Here is a 16,476-nt window from a genome sequence, read left to right as displayed (position 1 = left end):
TCTTGATATCCGACTAATTAGTACTGAATCACCCTGAATGAGTTCTGCAGTCTCGAATCGTTGGCAGGTACTTGCCATCGTGTCCTTTATGATTGTACTTGCTGGCTGTGGGGGAAACCCATTACCAGCGGATAATGAAGTAACTATCAGTGATCAGGTTGATCGAGATTGTGACGGAGCATCCCGTTCCGTGGTAGTGGATATGTCTGTCGTGCTTGGAATTGAACAGCCTGCGGATGGGGATACGAACGTCTTGGTTTTCGCTGAGACTGGTGCCGAGAGTCAAAACCAGATTCACCAATTCGAGTCAGTAAGCGGCTGGGAATTAAACGAGAGGCTTGAATTGTCGGCGTCAGATCTCAATAATCCAGATGGACCCGTGGCAATCACAGTGAGGGCAGTCAGACCGGGCTTCTTCGAAGATCGACTGATTTCTTCTGGATCAACAACAACATTTGAGGTTGAATCGGCAGGGGAAGACAGTTCATCGCTCGATGCATCCTTCACAATCTCCAATCCCCGTCCAAATCGGAGTGAAGAAACCCAGCTAACTGTCGATTCAGTAGAATCGCAATGCGATATCGTCTCGTATAGTTGGGATGTCGACGGCGATGGTGACTTCGAGCAATCGGGAAACCAGATCACCGTCTCGTATTCGAATGACGGCCATCATGAGATCACACTCCGTGTAGAAGATAGTGGAGGTGTAACTCGAGAGACGACGCAGGAGTTACTCGTTTTCCATGATCCGGACGGCGACGGAATCACGACTGCGTATGAACGCGACGCCGGAACCGATCCATATGATTACGATACAGATAACGACCTTTTTAGCGACCGTATTGATCCGATGCCGAAATCAGCATTGGTTCCCACTGGGCTCGTCCACGTCGCGCTGGCCGCGGCGCTGTACCTCGGCGCCGTTCCGTACCGGGGACGGGTGCGCCGGTGGATCGATCAGCTGTGGTGAACGTTTTTCTACCGATGTACCGACGTTCGTGTAAATGCACGTAAGCGAACTCAGCAACCTCGCGGTCGCGGCAGCGACGGGCGTGTTCGCCGGGGGACTCCTAGTCCTGCTGTTCCAAGAGCTACCGACGGTTCCGCTCTCCGGGTCGTACATCCAGCTCCAAGTGCTGCTCTTCTTCGCTTTCGTCGGACTGCTCGCCGCGTTAGCCGTCTACAGCGAAACGGCACAGGGGCGACTCGTCGTCGCATTCCTGCTCACGTGGAGCGTCGCGAGTGTCGTCGGCGTCGTCGCCACGAGGTTCGCTCTCGGATCGGTGCTCCCGTTCACCGTCGCCGCCGTCGTCGCGGGCGGCGGCGGCGTGTTTGCGGGCCGTGTCAACGTCTCCGCCCGGCGCGCGCTGTTTCACCTCGCGGCGCTGATCGCGACGGTGCTGTTCGTCTTCGGCGTCATCTTCGTCGGCGTCTCCGTCTACGCGTCGGGCAACCCCGTGCTCGTGGTCCCGTTCGTCGTGCTGGCCGTGGGGTATTTCGCATCTCTCAGCGGCGTCAGAACGGAACTCGCGGCCCTGTGAGGACTTCTCTCGGAGCGTCCTCGGACGGACGCCAAACTACTCTCGCGTGATCCCGGACGACTTCTCCTGTGCGCGCTGTTCGGCCGACATGGAGTCCTTGCGGTCCTCGTAGCGGGTGATGGCGTCCCGGTTCTCCAGGACGTCCTCGTTGACCTCGTCCTTGACGAGCGCGGCAGAGGCGAATCCGACCTCGATGGCGGCGGTTGCGGTGTCGCCGTCGACGTCGAGCTCGGCGTGGGCGACCGGGTTCGCCTCCGAAGGCACGTCGATGTCGAAGCTGAACTGCGGCGGGTCGTCGACGTTCAGGTCGGGGACGTCGACGACGAGCTCCCCGCCCCGCCGCTCGACGTTCGGGTCCTTGATCTTCGTCGGAAGCTCCTGCATCACGTTGTCGACGGACGCGCCGTTGGCCGGTCGGAGCGTGAGCGTCGGGTTCGTCGCGACGACGCTCCGGGCGTCGCGGATCTGTCCCTCGAAGAAGTCCCCGATCCCGCGTCCAGAGTTCTTGTGCTCCATCGTCCCGCCGGAGGCGTCGCTGATCGCCTCGTTGACGGCCGGGTCGTAGCCGCTGCCGACGCCGGCGGTGTGAACCGTGATGCCCTGATCGCTCAGGTCTCCGGCCGCGGCACCGTGTTTCTCGGCCTTCGTCGTCGTGAGCCCGTCGAGCGCGCGCTTGAACGCCGACTCGTTGGTCCGGTTCGGCTGGCCGTCGCTGATGAGCAGGATCCACTCGACCGCGTCGGTCGAGCCGCTGGAGAGGAACCCGCCGCCCCCGCGCATCTTATCGAGGAGCTGCCGCGACTTTTCGAGGCCGTCCATGATGTTCGTGTTGCCGTCGGCCTCGATACCCTCGACGGACGATCGCACGCGGCCGTACCGGTTGCCCGCCACCGGATTCGCGACGATGGAGGCGTCGTCGTCGAACTCGACGACGCCGAACTGGTCGTCCGACGAGAGGTGTTCCACCGCCGACTCGACGCCCTGCTTGGCGGCCTCGATGTCTCCCCCGCGCATGGAGTAGCTCGAATCGACGCAGAAGACGACGTGGAGGGGCAGCTCGCCGCGCCCCGTGTCGTCCGGGTGGATCTGAAGCTGGCAGGCGGTCTCACCGCCGTCTCTTGGGAGCTCCTCGCGAGAAAGGGTGTAGGACAGTCGGTGACCCATATCGGGTCCATCTGTGTCGATTTCAATAGTTGTTTCCCCGACGTGAACTGCGATCAACCCCCTTCCTCCGAGAGAACTGGCGACGCATCCGAGGCGGAGTCCAGCGGATCGCCGCAGCGAGTTGATCCGACCGAAAAGGTATTCCACCTCTCGCCGAACAGTCATATCGATGGCCGGGGAGGACCTGAACGCCAACGACCCGTACGACGTGCTGGGGCTCTCGCGCGGCGCGACCGAGGACGAGGTCGAGCAGCGCGCCCGGAGCCTGCTGGACAAGTACGACGGCGACCACGACGCCCGGACGGCGATCAACGAGGCGTTCGAGGAGATCCAACAGCGCCCCAGCCCCGTCGAGGTGGGCGACACGACGGTCGTTCCACTCCTCGTCTCCGCGACGCCGGACACGATATCTGTCGGCGGGGAGGTGACGATCAGGGTCACCGATCACACGGACGACGGCGTTTCCGGCGTGGGACTACAGCGCAAGCGCGACAACCGCCGGGTCGCGAAGACCGACGACGACGGCACCGAGACCGTCCGCTTCAACGACGCGGACACCTTCACGATCGTCGCGAGCAAGAACCAGCACCCGGAGCCTGACCACGAGTACAAGGACGGCGAGGTCGAGGTCGAGGTCCAGCGGCAGCGCGACTCGCTCTCGTTCGACGCCTGCCCCGACGCGGTCGAGGTCGGCGAGGAGTTCGCGGTCCGGGTCGTCGACTCGAACGGCAATCCGCAGCGGGACGTGACGGTCACGACCGACGCCGGTTCCTCGACGTCGACCGACGGCAGCGGCGAGGCGACGCTGACGGCCGACCGCGTCGGGCAGCTCACCGTCGAGGCGTCGAAGCCACCGTCGTCGTCGACGGAGTTCTCGAACGCCGAGGCGACCGTCTCGGTCAAACAGCGGCAGGTCGACCTGCGGTTCGACCAGTCGCCGACGCGGCTCTCCGTCGACGCGCGCGGGACGTTCAAAGTCGTTGACGAGGACGGGTCGCCGGTCCGGGGAGTGAACGTCTCGGTCGGCTCGGCCGGCGGCACGACAGATGGCTCCGGTGAGGCGACGCTGTCGTTCGATGACGTCACACCCGGAACGCGGACCGTCACGGCCTCGAAGGGAGACACCGGCGGGCTCACCTTCACCGACGCCCGCACCGAGGTCGAGGTGACGAAGCGGACGAGCGACCTGGAGCTACGGCCGCTCGATTCGCCCGTCGTCGGCGAGTCCGTCCGCTTCGAGGTCACCGCGGACGGGGGCGGCGTCCAGTACGCGACCGTCCGGTCGTTCGACGGCACCGTCGCGGAGACAGACGGTGACGGCGTCGCGCGGCTGACGTTCGACTCCTTCGGGAAGACGACCGTCGTCGCCTCGAAGCCGGACACCGAGCAGACGATATACGGACAGGGATCGTGTTCCGTCGACGTCGAGCGAACGACGGAGCAGCTCCGCATCTCGGAGTACGACTCGACCGCGGACGGCCGCGACATCGAGGCGGGCGACGACGTCGTCGCGACGGTGGTCTCGGTCGGCGGTGGCCCCGTCGAGGGCGCCATCGTCGAGGCCGAGGACGGAACCTCGGACGAGACGGACGGCGACGGCGAAGCGACGGTGACGTTCAACGCGCAGGGCCGGAAGCGACTCACGGCGTCGAAGCCACCGGACGAACGGGCGAGCTACGAGAGCCACACGGAGCACGTGGAGGTCAAACAGCGGACGAAGGAGCTGTTCCTGGAGAGCGTCAACGCCCCGCGGTCGGTCTCCTCGGGCGACCCCGTCACGTTCCGCGTCGTCGACGAGCTCGGGAATGGGCTCGCCGACACGACCGTCTACGCCAAAGACGAGCGCGACCAGCGCAAGGAGACGGACCGACACGGCGAGGTCACCTTCGAGTTCGACGTCGACAGCCCCCAGTTCATCGAGGTGTACGCGCGACCCGACAACGACCAGTTCGACCGCTACGACAGCGAGACAATCCGGGTGACGCCGTAACGGGGTTTCAGTCGCTATCAGACAGCGAAATTTTCACCTAAATATTATTGTGGGTTAGAAAATATATCAGACCGACTCATGCAAATCGGCGTAGACCTCGGCACGACGAACAGCGTTGTCGCCAGACTCGACGAGAACGGCGATCCCGAGATCCTCGAGAACGAGCGCGGTGACCGCAAGACGCCGTCCGTCGTTCAGTTCCCGGACGACGGCGGCGTCATCGTCGGCACCACCGCGAAAAACAACCGGATGTCGGCGCCGGACCGGACGGTCCAGCGCGTCAAGCGACACATGGGCGACGAGGACTGGACCGTCGGCATCGACGGCGAGGAGTGGGGGCCCGAGGCGATATCGGCGGAGATTCTCAAGAAGCTCGTCGAGGACGCCGAGGAGGCGACGGGCGAGTCGGTCGAGGACATTGTCGTCACCGTCCCGGCGTACTTCGGACCGAAGGAACGGAACGCGACCGTCAACGCGGCCAAGATCGCCGGGTTCGATGAGGAGAACGTCGAGTTACTCAACGAGCCGACCAGCGCGTGTCTCCGCTACGGGATCGGTGATACGGACGCCGGAACCGTCTTCGTCTACGACATGGGCGGCGGGACGTTCGACGCGACGCTGATGAACGTGACGCCCGACGGCGGGTTCGAGGTCGAGGGCGTCAAGGGCGGTCAGCGGCTCGGTGGCGAGGACTTCGACGACGAACTGTACGACCACGTGCGGGGCGAGATGATCGACGCCGGACACCCCGATCCGGAGGACAACAGCGCGCTGAAGGCGGACATCTACGAGAAATTGACCAAGCTGAAACACGACCTCTCACAGACGGACTCCGGTTCCGTCTCAATCATGGTCGGCCCAGGAGACTCGTTCAACGTCGACCTCACCCGGGACGAGTTCGACGGGATGACCGAACACCTCGTCGACGAGACGTTCGACTACGTCGACGCCCTGTTCGACCACGAGAAGGTCGACGCCACCAAAGACGACGTGGACGAACTGCTGCTGGTCGGGGGATCGACCCGGATCCCCAAGGTTCAGGAGCGCGTTGAGGACTACTTCGACATGGAACCGTCGAAGGGAGTCGACCAAGACTACGTCGTCGCTGAGGGTGCCGCCCTCCAGACGGAACTCGAGCCCCAGGGCGGCGGTGACGGGGGAGAAGAAGGCGGCGACGGCAACACCAGCGGCAAGATCGTCCTCCCGCGGGACATCGGACTGAAAACGGTCGATCCCGACAGCGACAAGGAGACGTTCGAGATGATCCTCTCCGAGCAGACCTCGGTCGAGGCCTCCGAGTCGAAACGCGGGTTCCGCAAGGTCGACAAGCAGTCGCCGAAGATCACCATCGAGATCCTGGAGGGCGGGAAGGCGCTCGCCGAGGAGAACGACAAGCTCGGCGAGTTCGAACTCAAGAACCTCGACGAGGGCTCTGACCCCGAGTTCGAAGTGACGTTCACCGTCGACGAGGAGGGGAAACTCCACGCCGAGGCGACGAACCTCGACACCGGGCGGACGGCCGAGACGACGCTGGAGATCGGCCTCACCGAGGCGGAGATCGAAGACCAAATCGAGCGGAGCGAAGAGAAGCATGCCGACACGGTCACGAGAGACTGACGGTCAGACTCCACCGACCGCGCGGGGGCCGTTTCCCGCACGCAACCGGTTTCCATGACAGACACGAACTCCACTCCCATCGGACTCGGGATCGACTTTCGAGCGACGGGTATCGCCGGCGCGCTCAGCGACGGGCGGGAAGCGGAGCTGCTCGCGGGACCGACCGGCGAGCCGCGCTCGCCCCCGGAGCTACACACGACCGAGGACGGCGTCCGCGCCCGCCCGCCCGGCTTCGAGCCAGAGCCGAACCGGCGAATCCCCGTCCTCCCGCAGTACGGAGACGGACGACCGGAGTACCTCTCGGGCGACACCGCCCGGCTCGAACTCGAGGTGGAATCGCTGTTCGCTGACCTGGTCGACGGGTGGCGAGAGAGCGCGCCGACTTCGCTGGAGGCGCTGGGCGCCGAACCCACCGACGAGGGACTGCCGCCCAACGCCGTGGTCTCGGTCCCGGGGGTCTACGACCGCGAGGACCGCGAGACCGTGTCACGAGCGCTCGAGGCGACCGGGATCGACGTCGGGGCCGTCGTCAGGGCCCCGGTCGCCGTCGCCGCCGCGGAGTTCCCGGCCGTCTCGGAGCCGCAGCTCCTCGTCGTCGTCGACATCGGCTCCCACTGGTTCGACGCGGCGCTGGTCCGAATCGATCCCGATGAGGCGACCTACCGCGTGGTCTCGCGGGTCAGTGAGCCGGGAATCGGCCGCGACGCCATGGACGAGGCGCTCGCGGAGTGGGCCATCGAGCGGACCGCCAGCGCGGAGAACCGACGGGTGACCTACGACGAGCGCTCGATCGAACACCTCCGCGAGGCGGCCGGCGACGCGCTCGAATCCGTCACGAACGACACCGACGGGTCGATCGCGGCCGACGAGGTGCCCGGGCTCACGAGCGACGACGGCCGAACCCTCGGAGTCGACGTCGACGTGGACATGTCCGACGCGTACGAAGCGATCGAACCGGTCGAGAAGGCGGTCATCGGTCGCCTCAGGGAACTCTTCGACGCGACCGATGTCGGACGGTCGGACGTCGATAAGGTGGTAGTCGCCGGACTGGGCGTCGATCCGGTGCCGATATCGAACGCGGTCTCGGGTTTCCTCGACCGACCGCTGAGCGAGCCTCGGCTCGGCGGGCGCGAGACGGTCTCGGTGCGGGGAGCGGCGCTGCTAGCGAATCAACTCCGGGAGGCCGGCGAGTCGCCGGTTCGGTCGGACACCCTCGATAGGGATATCGGCTTGCTCGTTCCGACCGAGGAGGGGACGACCTTCGAAACCGTCGTGCCGGGCTCCGTCCCCGTCGGCAGTTCCCGGGAGGTGACCCTGAAGACGACGCGGGACGATCAGACGCGAGGCAGAGTGACCGTGGCGAGCAGACACCGCGGCTCCGGCGAGGTCGCGGCGGAGAGTTCCTACGAGATCGCCGGGATCCCCCCGCGTCAGGCCGGCGAGGGGCGCGTCACGCTGGCCGTAACGGTCCGCTCCGAGGAGGCGGGCGGCATTGAGGTCACTCCGTCGTTCCCGACGGACGGCGACGCGACACTCTCGCTCGATCCGCCGACGGAAACGGCGCCGCGGCTCACGCGCCTCAAGGCGGACCTGTCGGACTTCGATACGTCCGTCGCGGACGACGCGGCGCTCGCGACCCGCGCCGAAACCTACGGCGACCCGATCAACGACCTCTCGCCGCGATCGATTCTGGGGCGGATCATGAGCGTCCGGTACAACCTCTGGCACACGGCCCAGGCGGACGCCACCCTCGACCCGTCCGACGTCGAGAACCTCCTCAAGGAGTTCACTTCCGGCATGCGACGACTCGGCGTTGAGCCGATAACGCCAGAGCCCGGCGACGAGAAAGACCTCGAGGAACACACCGTCTGGGACACGCGTCCCTCAGAACAGCCCGACGATACGGTGTTGGAGGTCCGTAAGCCCGGATACCGCATCGGCGACTTCGTCGAACAGACGGCCGACGTCATCATCAGCAAGGGCGAGCCGGAGACGACTAACGAGCAGTCAGCGGAGGACCCCGAAGCGACCGCCGACGAATCCGATACGGGTACCGCCGAGCAGGAGAGGGAGGCTACCGACGATGCCGAATCGACCACCGGCGACGCCGAAGCGGCTACCGACGACCCGCCGGATACCACGGCCGAATCGAGATCGACCGAGGGACGTCCACGCGGTGAGTCGTCGGCCGAACGGACCCCCGCGGACGAGGCTCCGACCGAAGAGGATACTCCCGATTCGAGAGCGCGCGACGAAGACCGCTGACGGCGCCGTCGTGGCGGGGTGCTGACACCTGATCCGTCCGACAGGTCGGGACACCGACGGTCTCCGGGGAACGTCTATTTTAACTACCGGGTTGCGAGCACGTGGTCGACCGCGATGTTTCGTATTTTTATTGTTGAGAGTGTGTCTTTCGAAGTCGCCGACCGAGAGACGTGGCAAAGCAATTATGTTCAGAGGTTACAACGGAACTGTATGAACAAAGACGAGTTGATCAACGTGGGGCTCATCGTCGTCTTCGGCGTCCTCATCGGCGCGAGTACGACGCTGTACCGCGGTATGCTTCCCACGACCTTCTCCGCCGATCTCATCGAGTTACACTACTCCATCGCGCACGTGCTCATCGGGACAATGCCCGTCCTCTTTCTCCAGGCTGACACACCACAGGGACGCGCGACGGCGATATTCTTCTTTCTCGCCGTCTCTATCACCGTGATGGTCTCGCCGGTTCGGGTCCTCCTCAACGGGATGATCGGCGCGACCGTCCTGTTCGGGAGCGTCGCCTACTTCCGATTCTTCACGGGACAGAGCACCCACTTCCTCGGAGCCGTCGCCTTCCTCATCGTCGAGATGTACGCCTACACGGTCTGGATAATGGGCCGAGCGTACCTGGAGACCGGCGACCTCCTATTCATATTACCGCCCGTGTTTACGACGGCCATGGTCGGACTTCTCCTGAACGCCCTCCGGACGGAGTACCGGAAGGCGACGTCTGGTACCGCGGGTTCGCAGGGGTGGGGACTGTGAGCGAGAACCCCGACGAGGTGATGTTGATGGCGGGCCAGCGCGGTGGGAAGTCGACCCTCCTCGGTGCCATGGCGATCAAGATCAAACAGTCGCAGCGGTCAAGCGCCGTCGGATCGAACTCCTGGCGCGACGTGATCAGCAACGTGGTCTCGACAGACGACCTCGTCGGGAACTACAGCGTGACCTACGGCGACGAGGCGGAGTTCGAAGACGAGATCGTCGAACGCATGCGGGGTTCCTACCGGTACCCCGCACAGACCGACCGCCGCGACACCTACATCGTCGAGTTCAACCTCAACGCCGCCCAGTCGATGGCGAAGACGATCACCGTTGCGGCGATGGACATCCCCGGAGAGGCACAGGAGGCCGCGGTACAGCGGCTCCGAAACGGGAACTACGACGAGGACGAGGTCCAAGAGAAGTACCAATCGACCGGTATCACTCCGCAGCGCGGGGCCATCAGAGAGCGGATAAACGACGACACGAAGGCGATAAACACCGAGGAGTGGGAGTGGGCGTACCTCTACCACTACCTCCGGAGCGACCGGGTCATATTCCTCTATAACCTCTACAAGAAGATGTTCCGCGACGACATCGACGGCATCATCGACGCCGGGCTGTTGCGGCTGGCTGACGACGACGACAAGACGGGGCTGCTGCTGTTCACCGCGACGGATATGCTGGATTACGACCCCGACGACTACACGATCAGTCTCCTCGGACGCGGGAGCATCAACACGCGGTACTTCGACGATGACCTGGTCCGGGAGATCGACAAACAGGTCCCGGGGAACAAAGGCGACGACGTCCTCGAACTCGTCAGCGAGGCGCGAGACAAGAGCATGGACCTGTTCGGCGTCTCCGTTCCCGAGGGGAACAAAGACGAGATCGAACACTCACAGGGGAAAGTCGTCCTCAAGGGGTTTGAGAACGTCGGTCGCTGGCTCAAGAACACCACGTAACGAATTATGTACCAGGACATCGAGTTCCGCCACGGACTGTACGACTTTCAGGGGCATCACGCGGGGACGAAACTTGGGCGAAGCGACGCCGCGGAACAGGCGATCGTCGACCTCGTCGATGGCGCGGACATGGCGCTGTATCGCAAGGAGGGGTACTTCTTCGACGCGATCGACGACCGCACGTTCGTCTTCGGGCGGCTCGTCGAGTGGAACTCGGTCAGGTCGGGGGAGTGCTTCTTCGACCTGTACGCGACGCCGCTCGATAACCTCCGCGACGTCTCGGTCAACGATCTGGCGAACGAGTTGTTCGAACGGAGCCAGCGGATCACGGAGAAACAGCAGTCGGTCGAACCGACCGTCACCGTATCGGTCCGGGTCGACGGCGACGGCCCGGGAGCCACCGCCGGCGGTTCGGGAGTGGATCCGCACGCGGAGTCCGAAACGAGCCGAACGGAGACGTCCAGGTCGGACCGTGACCGCCTCGGCGAGTCGGATCCGGACGCCAACGCAACCGACCGCGCCGGCGAGGGAGGCCCCGACGACGCGGTCCCGAACCGTGCGGCGGAGGAACGCGGGCGCGGGAACGACGGCACCCCGGACGCTCCCTCCGCCGACGCGGCCGCGGGCTCCGTCGAGTCCGACGAGACTAGCGACGTGGGGAGTCCGGACGAGGACCCGAACGCGCCGCCCACGGAGCGGACCGACGCGATCTCCGACGACGACGTCGAATTTGTCGCGCAGTTCTGGGAACGGTATCGCCGCGGGACCGATCCGGTCACGGTGTCTATCGACGGCGTCGACAGGATGGCGCGACTGGTCGACGGAACGCTCTCGAACGTTCGGTTCGTCTCGCGAGTGGACGACGAGGGCGACCCCTATCACTTCGACGTCGTCGGCGGCGAATCAGGGGAGCCGTACGACGTCTCGGAGCTCGTCGAGGCCATTCGGGCGGCCGCGGCGGATGGGACGCTAACCTGGGAGGACCTCCCGACCTACGAGGAGGAGCTGAACGAGTTGATCGAGAGACACAGCGAGTACCTCCGTCCGACGTTCAAGCAGGCGACAGACAGAGACGAGTTCGGGATGCCACCAGAGGCGTTCCGCGACCACTTCGACGCGAAGCGGGCAACCGGCCTCGACGAGTCCAAGGTCGGGTTCTACTGGGACCTGTGGACGGCGTTCGTCGACGACTACTGGACGACCCTCGCCACGTTCGAAGCCGTCGTTCAGCGGCGCGCCGCCGAGACGCTCGCGGACGCCGTCGACCCGAGCGTCGGCCTCGTCGACGAGGGCGAAGCAGAGGGCGGCCGATTTATTGATCGGGTGAGCGGGCTCGTGACCGGTGGAGACGAACGGGGTACCGATGCCGGGGTTGCCCGGAACGTCGACGTGAATCACGTCGATGACGAGGAGATCGACGCGGTGACGCGCCGACTGAGCGAGGTGGCCTTCGAGGAGGCGTGTGAACGACTCGACGGACCCGTCAGCGACGAACTCCGCGAGCGGCTCCGGCAGCGAACGGAGCGGATCTCCGTGGAGACCGTCCGACGACTGGACGAGATCCGCGGCTCGCGCGCCTATCGCGAGACCTACCGCGACAGAAGGGGCTCCGGGGAGTGACGCCGCAAAATCCCTCGTCTTCCTCGGATTCTCTCCGCTGACCTGCCTCTCGCTCGCCGATCCGACGTCCAAGCCGGAGTAACTTCTAAATGCGATTGTACGGATGAGCTACACGATGGGACTCATCGACGCGGCCGCGGACATCGTCGAAGAGATCAGCGACGAGGGGACCGGCCAGACTGACGCGGGCGACGCCTCCTCGGGCGTCGTCCGCGCCTCGGCGCGGTGTATGTACTCGGAAGGCCCGTTTACGATCCGATTCGAGCGGCGGGGCAACGCGTGGGCGGCCACGAGCACGTCGAAACCGACGGGCGGCGACGGAAGAGGCGGGTCGTCCGGCACCGCACAGGTGTCCGGCCAGTTCGAGTTTCCGCCGGAGTACGAGGGTTGTCCACACTGTTCGAACACCGGCCTGTTCGTCTGTGCGGACTGCGACAACATCGCATGTTGGGACGGGAACACGAACCCCGTCGTCTGCCCGTGGTGTTCCGCCGAGAACCCCATCGAGGGCGACATCGAAAATATTGAGGCGACGGAAGCGGCGTCGAACGACCGTTCGACCACCGGATCGACCGACAGCGGAGTGACTTCTGGAACGACCGATAGCGGCGCGACCTCTGAACCGACCGACAGCGGATCGACGTCGATCCGGCGCGAGGAATAGATGTCCGCTTCCCGACACGCGACAGCGGCGCAAGCCGACGACGCTACGGCGAACGCGCTCACTGCCGGTTCCAAACCGCGCGACCATGATTGAGGCGCTGTTCGACGGGAGCAGCGCCACCCTTCTCCGATACGGCATCTTCTGTCTGTTCGTCGGTGTCGGGATCGTGTTCAGCGACCGCCTCTCTCGGTCCGTCGGGCTGAGCGCGCGAGCCAGCACGCTCGTCGTCCTCGCTCTCGGCGCTATGGTCTGGTACGGCTGGTCGGGCACGTACCTCCGCTGGACCCGGCTGTTCGGGACGGCCCTCGCCACGTTGCTCCCACTGGCCGTCTGCTTCAACCTCTTCCGCGAAATCGTGTGGGACTCACCGTGATCGGGCTCGTACTCGACTGGTTTCTGGCACCCGAGCCCGGCGCGTTCCCGGTCCGATTGATGGTGATCGGACTCGGCGTCCTCCTCGCCGGTGGCGTCGCGAGGGCGCTCCGACAGGTAACGAGCAGGCGAGCGTTGTTGGTCGGCGGGACGCTCCTCAGTGCGGGTTACTGGTTCACCTCAATCGCCGTACTCAGGGGGTCGTACGACCTCTACGCCGCGTACCTCTACCTACTCTTCCATGCCACGGAGGGCGCGGCGGCCGCACACTTCTACCGGAGAGTCGTCCACGCGTTCCAACAGCGCTCGCTGCCGGGTGGCGGCCAAGTACGGACGCGCGTGCTGCATCTCGCTGCGCTGTTCTCCGTCGTTCTCTCCGGTGTCGGACTCTTCGCCTATCGCTCTGGGGTACGCTCCGTCACGGGACAGGCGGTGTCGATCGGGCTGACGTACACTATCATCGCGGTCGGCGTGACGTCGCTCGGGGTCTGGTGGCGCGTCCGACCGCTCAGAAACGACTACCGGATACCGACGCTCCTCGGATTCGCTGCGTGTGTCACCGGCGCGGAACTGTACGGCTACGCGACCCCGAGCCTCGACATCATCGTCGCCCTCGCCGGTGCCGCGGTCCACGTGTCCGGCTTCTGGATCGCGGTGGGCGTCTGGGTCCTTCGCGGTCACCTGCTCCCATGAGACGTCGCGCGCGACTCACGGGTAGAGTGCGGCCGAGGATCGACGCCGGCCGCCTCACCGGAACGTATCGCGCCGATGTACAGAAATCGAGTCAACTTCGTTGAGTGCCTCCGTCGCCACATCTCCAAGTTCTCCGGCCTCAATGTGAGAGTATCGTTCACGAACCATCTCTTCGGAGTTATCGAGATACCGGGCCGCCACCGTGTACCCAAACGCGCGGACAAGTACTTCCCCCATCCCGCGTCGACCACCGTACGGAGCAAGATAATCGTGTTTCGGATGGTCGATATCGATCTCTGCGGTCTCCGATAGCCGTTGGAGAATCGACCGTGCTCCGTCCGTCGTAATCGACGGCGGTCGAATATCCTCGTCGAGCGCCAGCAGGAGGTCTCGGGCATACTCCTCACGGCGTTCACCAATTGCTTCTGGGCGTTCCCCTCGGTCGGCTAGCTCTTCCCGGACGAGCTCTGCGAGCGTCCGTTGGTCGAACGTCGGAAACACCGGCCAGCGCTCCGTCGGCGGATCCATCAGCTGGCGGTAGCTCCGCAGCGGTGAGATCACCGGGTCGGGGAGACTGGCGGCGTCCCACTGCTGTTTCTTCCGGTAGACGTCCATACTGCCGTCGTCGAGGGAGAGGTCCTCCCAGCGGACGCCGCGCCGGCGCGGGTCGTTCGGATCGCGGAGGAGTTCTCCGACCCGAACGGCGGTGTACGCGAGGACGAACACCAGCGCTCGGTCACGAGCGGCTTTCAGCGCCGCGTAGCGCGCTCGCTGCTTGTCGAGGGGGTCAGTATCCTCTGGAAGGGTCGTGTACGCCTCGACGGCGTCGCGGGCCCGTTCGTCGACGTGGCGGGTGAGGGCGTGGCGCTGTTCCGACGTCCAAGCCTGCTGGTCACCGGGTTTGCGGCCGTCGTCCTCCGGCAGCGGTGCCATCGCACTGGCCCGCTGCGCATAATGCGCCTCGAGATACCCTTCGTTGACACACCACCCACACCAGGCAGAGATATAGCGGTAATAGGTTTGTACCGTGTTCTGCTTAAGCCCCCGATCTCCACCGAGATGTCGGGCGTACTCCCTGAACACGCGTTCGTCGAGATCGTCGAAGGTCGGCTCGCGGTCGACGTCGTCGGGGACGATCCCGGTCCAGTCGTCGGCGCCGCGGTCGCCGGCGGCCCACTCAGCGAACCGATCGAGTTCGCGGGCTGCGTTGCGTCGATAGTTCCCGCCGTCGCCACCACGGCCTTTCCCTTTGTCCTGGAGGTAGCGCTCGAAGCTGTCGTCGAGCGGCGTCGAAAGCGCTCGATCAGGCATCCACCGGCCCTCCACCGTCCTGCGGGCCCGGTCTCGGTGCCTCTACCCTGGGGGATGCGCCGTCGTGAGGCGGTTGCAGCATTCGTGCTTCACCGACGGCGGCGGGGTACTTCAAAGTGGTCGTGATTATTCAACTAATCATATGTTGTTGTCCTCACCCCGAATCGGCTGATTTCACCCCTCTCAACCCGTGTGAGTTAACAAATCCACCTCAATAAACTGTATAGTGCTATACCAAAGTCGGGAGAGTGAAGTTCACAACCTCGGAGGATGGATTTGATGTGTGCCTTTCTTTCAGCTTGGCCTATAGTGGACTATCTGATTAGTACACCTGCTCACCGACCGTCGAGGAATCTGCCAACTCAAAGGGATTTCCGATCATTAAGCGAGATACGATATGTATGTTCAAAAGCTATCTGCGAACTTACTTATGTTGATAGAATATAGTTGAATTCATGACTCAGCAGCGTCGTGCTGTTTCTTCAGTCATTGCAGTTGTTTTGATGGTTGCAGTTGTCGTTATTCTCAGTGCAACCGTTTCTGCTGCCGTTCTTAGCATTACAGAAGATCTCAATGAACCAGCTCCGACAGTTGCGCAAACGAGTGGCGATTTTATTCCGGGAGCGGACGATCAAGAAGTGCGGGTGACCCACGTTGCTGGCGACAGCGTAAGGGTTGAAAACATCGAGATAATCGTTAGAGCGTCCGGTCCTGACGTGGATACTAAGGAACGGCTCATCAATCTACCGGCAGATGGTAGTGATATTGACGAAGAAAACTTACAAAACGATAATGGGTTGATTAGTAAGGGGTACGGAGATGCCGGTCCCGCGGACCCGAACCAAGTGATTATAGAAGATTATCCGACTGATGACAACGTCTGGGATGTCGGTGAAACGATTCAATTCGAAATAAATGTCGGTGAAGCCGACTTCCGAAGCCAACCCGATAGGACAGGCCCAAACGCGGATAAACTCGAAATCACGATTGTTCATACTGAGTCAAACGCGATACTGTTTGAAGAGGTGTTTAGACCCTAACTGGTGAAGGATCGCACACAACTGTCTTGATATGGAACTAGTGGTTTCACACATTGGTCAGTAAACCTCCTGTACTGACCGCAACCGGATCAGAATCTGTCACTTTCTAAGGATTTCAACAGAGCGGCACTGTCTAGTTAAGCCAGTTTGAGGAACGAGCAGGTCGTTGAGTGTGTTTGGGATGGAGCTCGCAGACCTGCTCGATTGAAGCCATCTGGTTTTGAGTCGTCCGTATAGGAGACGGAGAGTTTCAGACGAACCCTTGTGGGATTGAAGCATCCTCCGGCGTCTCGCGTGCTTGCCGGGTTGCTTGTTTCAGACGAACCCTTGTGGGATTGAAGCACTCGTTGGTCAACGACCGAGCAGAATCGCTCGTCGTTTCAGACGAACCCTTGTGGGATTGAAGCGAGGTCCACGGGACCGACGGCAACGTTTACGAGAGTTGTTTCAGACGAACCCTTGTGGGATTGAAGCA

Annotated in this window: 14 protein-coding genes and 1 CRISPR repeat array; of the genes, 12 read left to right on the top strand and 2 right to left on the bottom strand. The window is 63.5% G+C overall.

All coding sequences use genetic code 11. The features are described 5' to 3' along the window. Nucleotides 1-37: 37 nt before the first annotated feature. Entirely contained in the window at nucleotides 38-970 is a 933-nt protein-coding gene (locus E4P24_RS16305; protein WP_188148800.1) for a PKD domain-containing protein, read from the top strand. Nucleotides 971-1,004: 34 nt separating this feature from the next. After that, entirely contained in the window at nucleotides 1,005-1,541 is a 537-nt protein-coding gene (locus tag E4P24_RS16300) for a hypothetical protein (protein WP_188148799.1), read from the top strand. 36 nt (nucleotides 1,542-1,577) lie between these two features. Here E4P24_RS16300 and E4P24_RS16295 read toward each other — a convergent pair whose 3' ends face one another. Further along, nucleotides 1,578-2,705 (bottom strand): VWA domain-containing protein, encoded by a 1,128-nt coding sequence (locus E4P24_RS16295; RefSeq protein WP_188148798.1) that lies wholly within the window; start codon nucleotides 2,703-2,705, stop codon nucleotides 1,578-1,580. Between the two features lie 169 nt (nucleotides 2,706-2,874). Here E4P24_RS16295 and E4P24_RS16290 point away from each other — a divergent pair, with 169 nt between their 5' ends. The 9 genes from E4P24_RS16290 to E4P24_RS16250 all read left to right on the top strand — a co-directional run bounded on the left by E4P24_RS16290 (nucleotide 2,875) and on the right by E4P24_RS16250 (nucleotide 13,650). After that, entirely contained in the window at nucleotides 2,875-4,695 is a 1,821-nt protein-coding gene (locus E4P24_RS16290; protein ID WP_188148797.1) for a hypothetical protein, read from the top strand. 78 nt (nucleotides 4,696-4,773) lie between these two features. Next, nucleotides 4,774-6,312 (top strand): Hsp70 family protein, encoded by a 1,539-nt coding sequence (locus tag E4P24_RS16285; protein ID WP_188148796.1) that lies wholly within the window; start codon nucleotides 4,774-4,776, stop codon nucleotides 6,310-6,312. A 330-nt stretch (nucleotides 6,313-6,642) separates the two neighbouring features. Further along, a complete protein-coding gene (gene grpE / locus E4P24_RS16280) occupies nucleotides 6,643-8,577 on the top strand; it encodes a nucleotide exchange factor GrpE (protein ID WP_188148795.1) in 1,935 nt (644 codons plus the stop codon). 210 nt (nucleotides 8,578-8,787) lie between these two features. Further along, the gene (locus tag E4P24_RS16275; protein WP_188148794.1) at nucleotides 8,788-9,339 is read left to right on the top strand and encodes a hypothetical protein; all 552 of its coding nucleotides are present in this window, start codon (nucleotides 8,788-8,790) and stop codon (nucleotides 9,337-9,339) included. Continuing rightward, nucleotides 9,336-10,301: a hypothetical protein gene (locus tag E4P24_RS16270; protein WP_188148793.1), complete on the top strand. Its 966-nt coding sequence runs from the start codon at nucleotides 9,336-9,338 to the stop codon at nucleotides 10,299-10,301. Before E4P24_RS16275 ends, E4P24_RS16270 begins: the two co-directional genes overlap by 4 nt. Before the next feature lie 6 nt (nucleotides 10,302-10,307). Next, a complete protein-coding gene (locus E4P24_RS16265) occupies nucleotides 10,308-11,921 on the top strand; it encodes a hypothetical protein (protein WP_188148792.1) in 1,614 nt (537 codons plus the stop codon). Between the two features lie 115 nt (nucleotides 11,922-12,036). Beyond that, nucleotides 12,037-12,585: a hypothetical protein gene (locus E4P24_RS16260; RefSeq protein WP_188148791.1), complete on the top strand. Its 549-nt coding sequence runs from the start codon at nucleotides 12,037-12,039 to the stop codon at nucleotides 12,583-12,585. Between the two features lie 85 nt (nucleotides 12,586-12,670). After that, on the top strand, nucleotides 12,671-12,958 hold the full coding sequence (locus E4P24_RS16255) for a hypothetical protein (protein ID WP_188148790.1): 288 nt from the start codon (nucleotides 12,671-12,673) through the stop codon (nucleotides 12,956-12,958). Next, on the top strand, nucleotides 12,943-13,650 hold the full coding sequence (locus E4P24_RS16250; RefSeq protein WP_188148789.1) for a hypothetical protein: 708 nt from the start codon (nucleotides 12,943-12,945) through the stop codon (nucleotides 13,648-13,650). The genes E4P24_RS16255 and E4P24_RS16250 overlap by 16 nt, the downstream gene beginning before the upstream one ends. A 54-nt stretch (nucleotides 13,651-13,704) precedes the next feature. On the opposite strand, the gene E4P24_RS16245 is transcribed toward E4P24_RS16250, so the two are convergent. Further along, nucleotides 13,705-14,961 (bottom strand): phage integrase SAM-like domain-containing protein, encoded by a 1,257-nt coding sequence (locus E4P24_RS16245; protein ID WP_188148788.1) that lies wholly within the window; start codon nucleotides 14,959-14,961, stop codon nucleotides 13,705-13,707. A gap of 455 nt (nucleotides 14,962-15,416) precedes the next feature. Here E4P24_RS16245 and E4P24_RS16240 point away from each other — a divergent pair, with 455 nt between their 5' ends. Then, the gene (locus tag E4P24_RS16240) at nucleotides 15,417-16,001 is read left to right on the top strand and encodes a type IV pilin (RefSeq protein ID WP_115891881.1); all 585 of its coding nucleotides are present in this window, start codon (nucleotides 15,417-15,419) and stop codon (nucleotides 15,999-16,001) included. A gap of 247 nt (nucleotides 16,002-16,248) precedes the next feature. After that, nucleotides 16,249-16,476: direct repeats of the CRISPR family, unit length 31 nt; unit sequence GTTTCAGACGAACCCTTGTGGGATTGAAGCA.

It is taken from the genome of Haloferax sp. AS1 (assembly GCF_014530665.1).
GTDB lineage: Archaea > Halobacteriota > Halobacteria > Halobacteriales > Haloferacaceae > Haloferax > Haloferax volcanii.
This window is presented reverse-complemented; position numbering and strand designations above follow the sequence as displayed.

Bases quoted from the DNA above. Each gene is read 5' to 3' on its own strand.
- E4P24_RS16305 (WP_188148800.1), top strand. From the start codon at position 38: ATGAGTTCTGCAGTCTCGAATCGTTGGCAGGTACTTGCCATCGTGTCC.
- E4P24_RS16300 (WP_188148799.1), top strand. From the start codon at position 1,005: ATGCACGTAAGCGAACTCAGCAACCTCGCGGTCGCGGCAGCGACGGGC.
- E4P24_RS16295 (WP_188148798.1), bottom strand. From the start codon at position 2,705: ATGGGTCACCGACTGTCCTACACCCTTTCTCGCGAGGAGCTCCCAAGA.
- E4P24_RS16290 (WP_188148797.1), top strand. From the start codon at position 2,875: ATGGCCGGGGAGGACCTGAACGCCAACGACCCGTACGACGTGCTGGGG.
- E4P24_RS16285 (WP_188148796.1), top strand. From the start codon at position 4,774: ATGCAAATCGGCGTAGACCTCGGCACGACGAACAGCGTTGTCGCCAGA.
- E4P24_RS16275 (WP_188148794.1), top strand. From the start codon at position 8,788: ATGAACAAAGACGAGTTGATCAACGTGGGGCTCATCGTCGTCTTCGGC.
- E4P24_RS16265 (WP_188148792.1), top strand. From the start codon at position 10,308: ATGTACCAGGACATCGAGTTCCGCCACGGACTGTACGACTTTCAGGGG.
- E4P24_RS16260 (WP_188148791.1), top strand. From the start codon at position 12,037: ATGGGACTCATCGACGCGGCCGCGGACATCGTCGAAGAGATCAGCGAC.
- E4P24_RS16255 (WP_188148790.1), top strand. From the start codon at position 12,671: ATGATTGAGGCGCTGTTCGACGGGAGCAGCGCCACCCTTCTCCGATAC.
- E4P24_RS16245 (WP_188148788.1), bottom strand. From the start codon at position 14,961: ATGCCTGATCGAGCGCTTTCGACGCCGCTCGACGACAGCTTCGAGCGC.
- E4P24_RS16240 (WP_115891881.1), top strand. From the start codon at position 15,417: ATGACTCAGCAGCGTCGTGCTGTTTCTTCAGTCATTGCAGTTGTTTTG.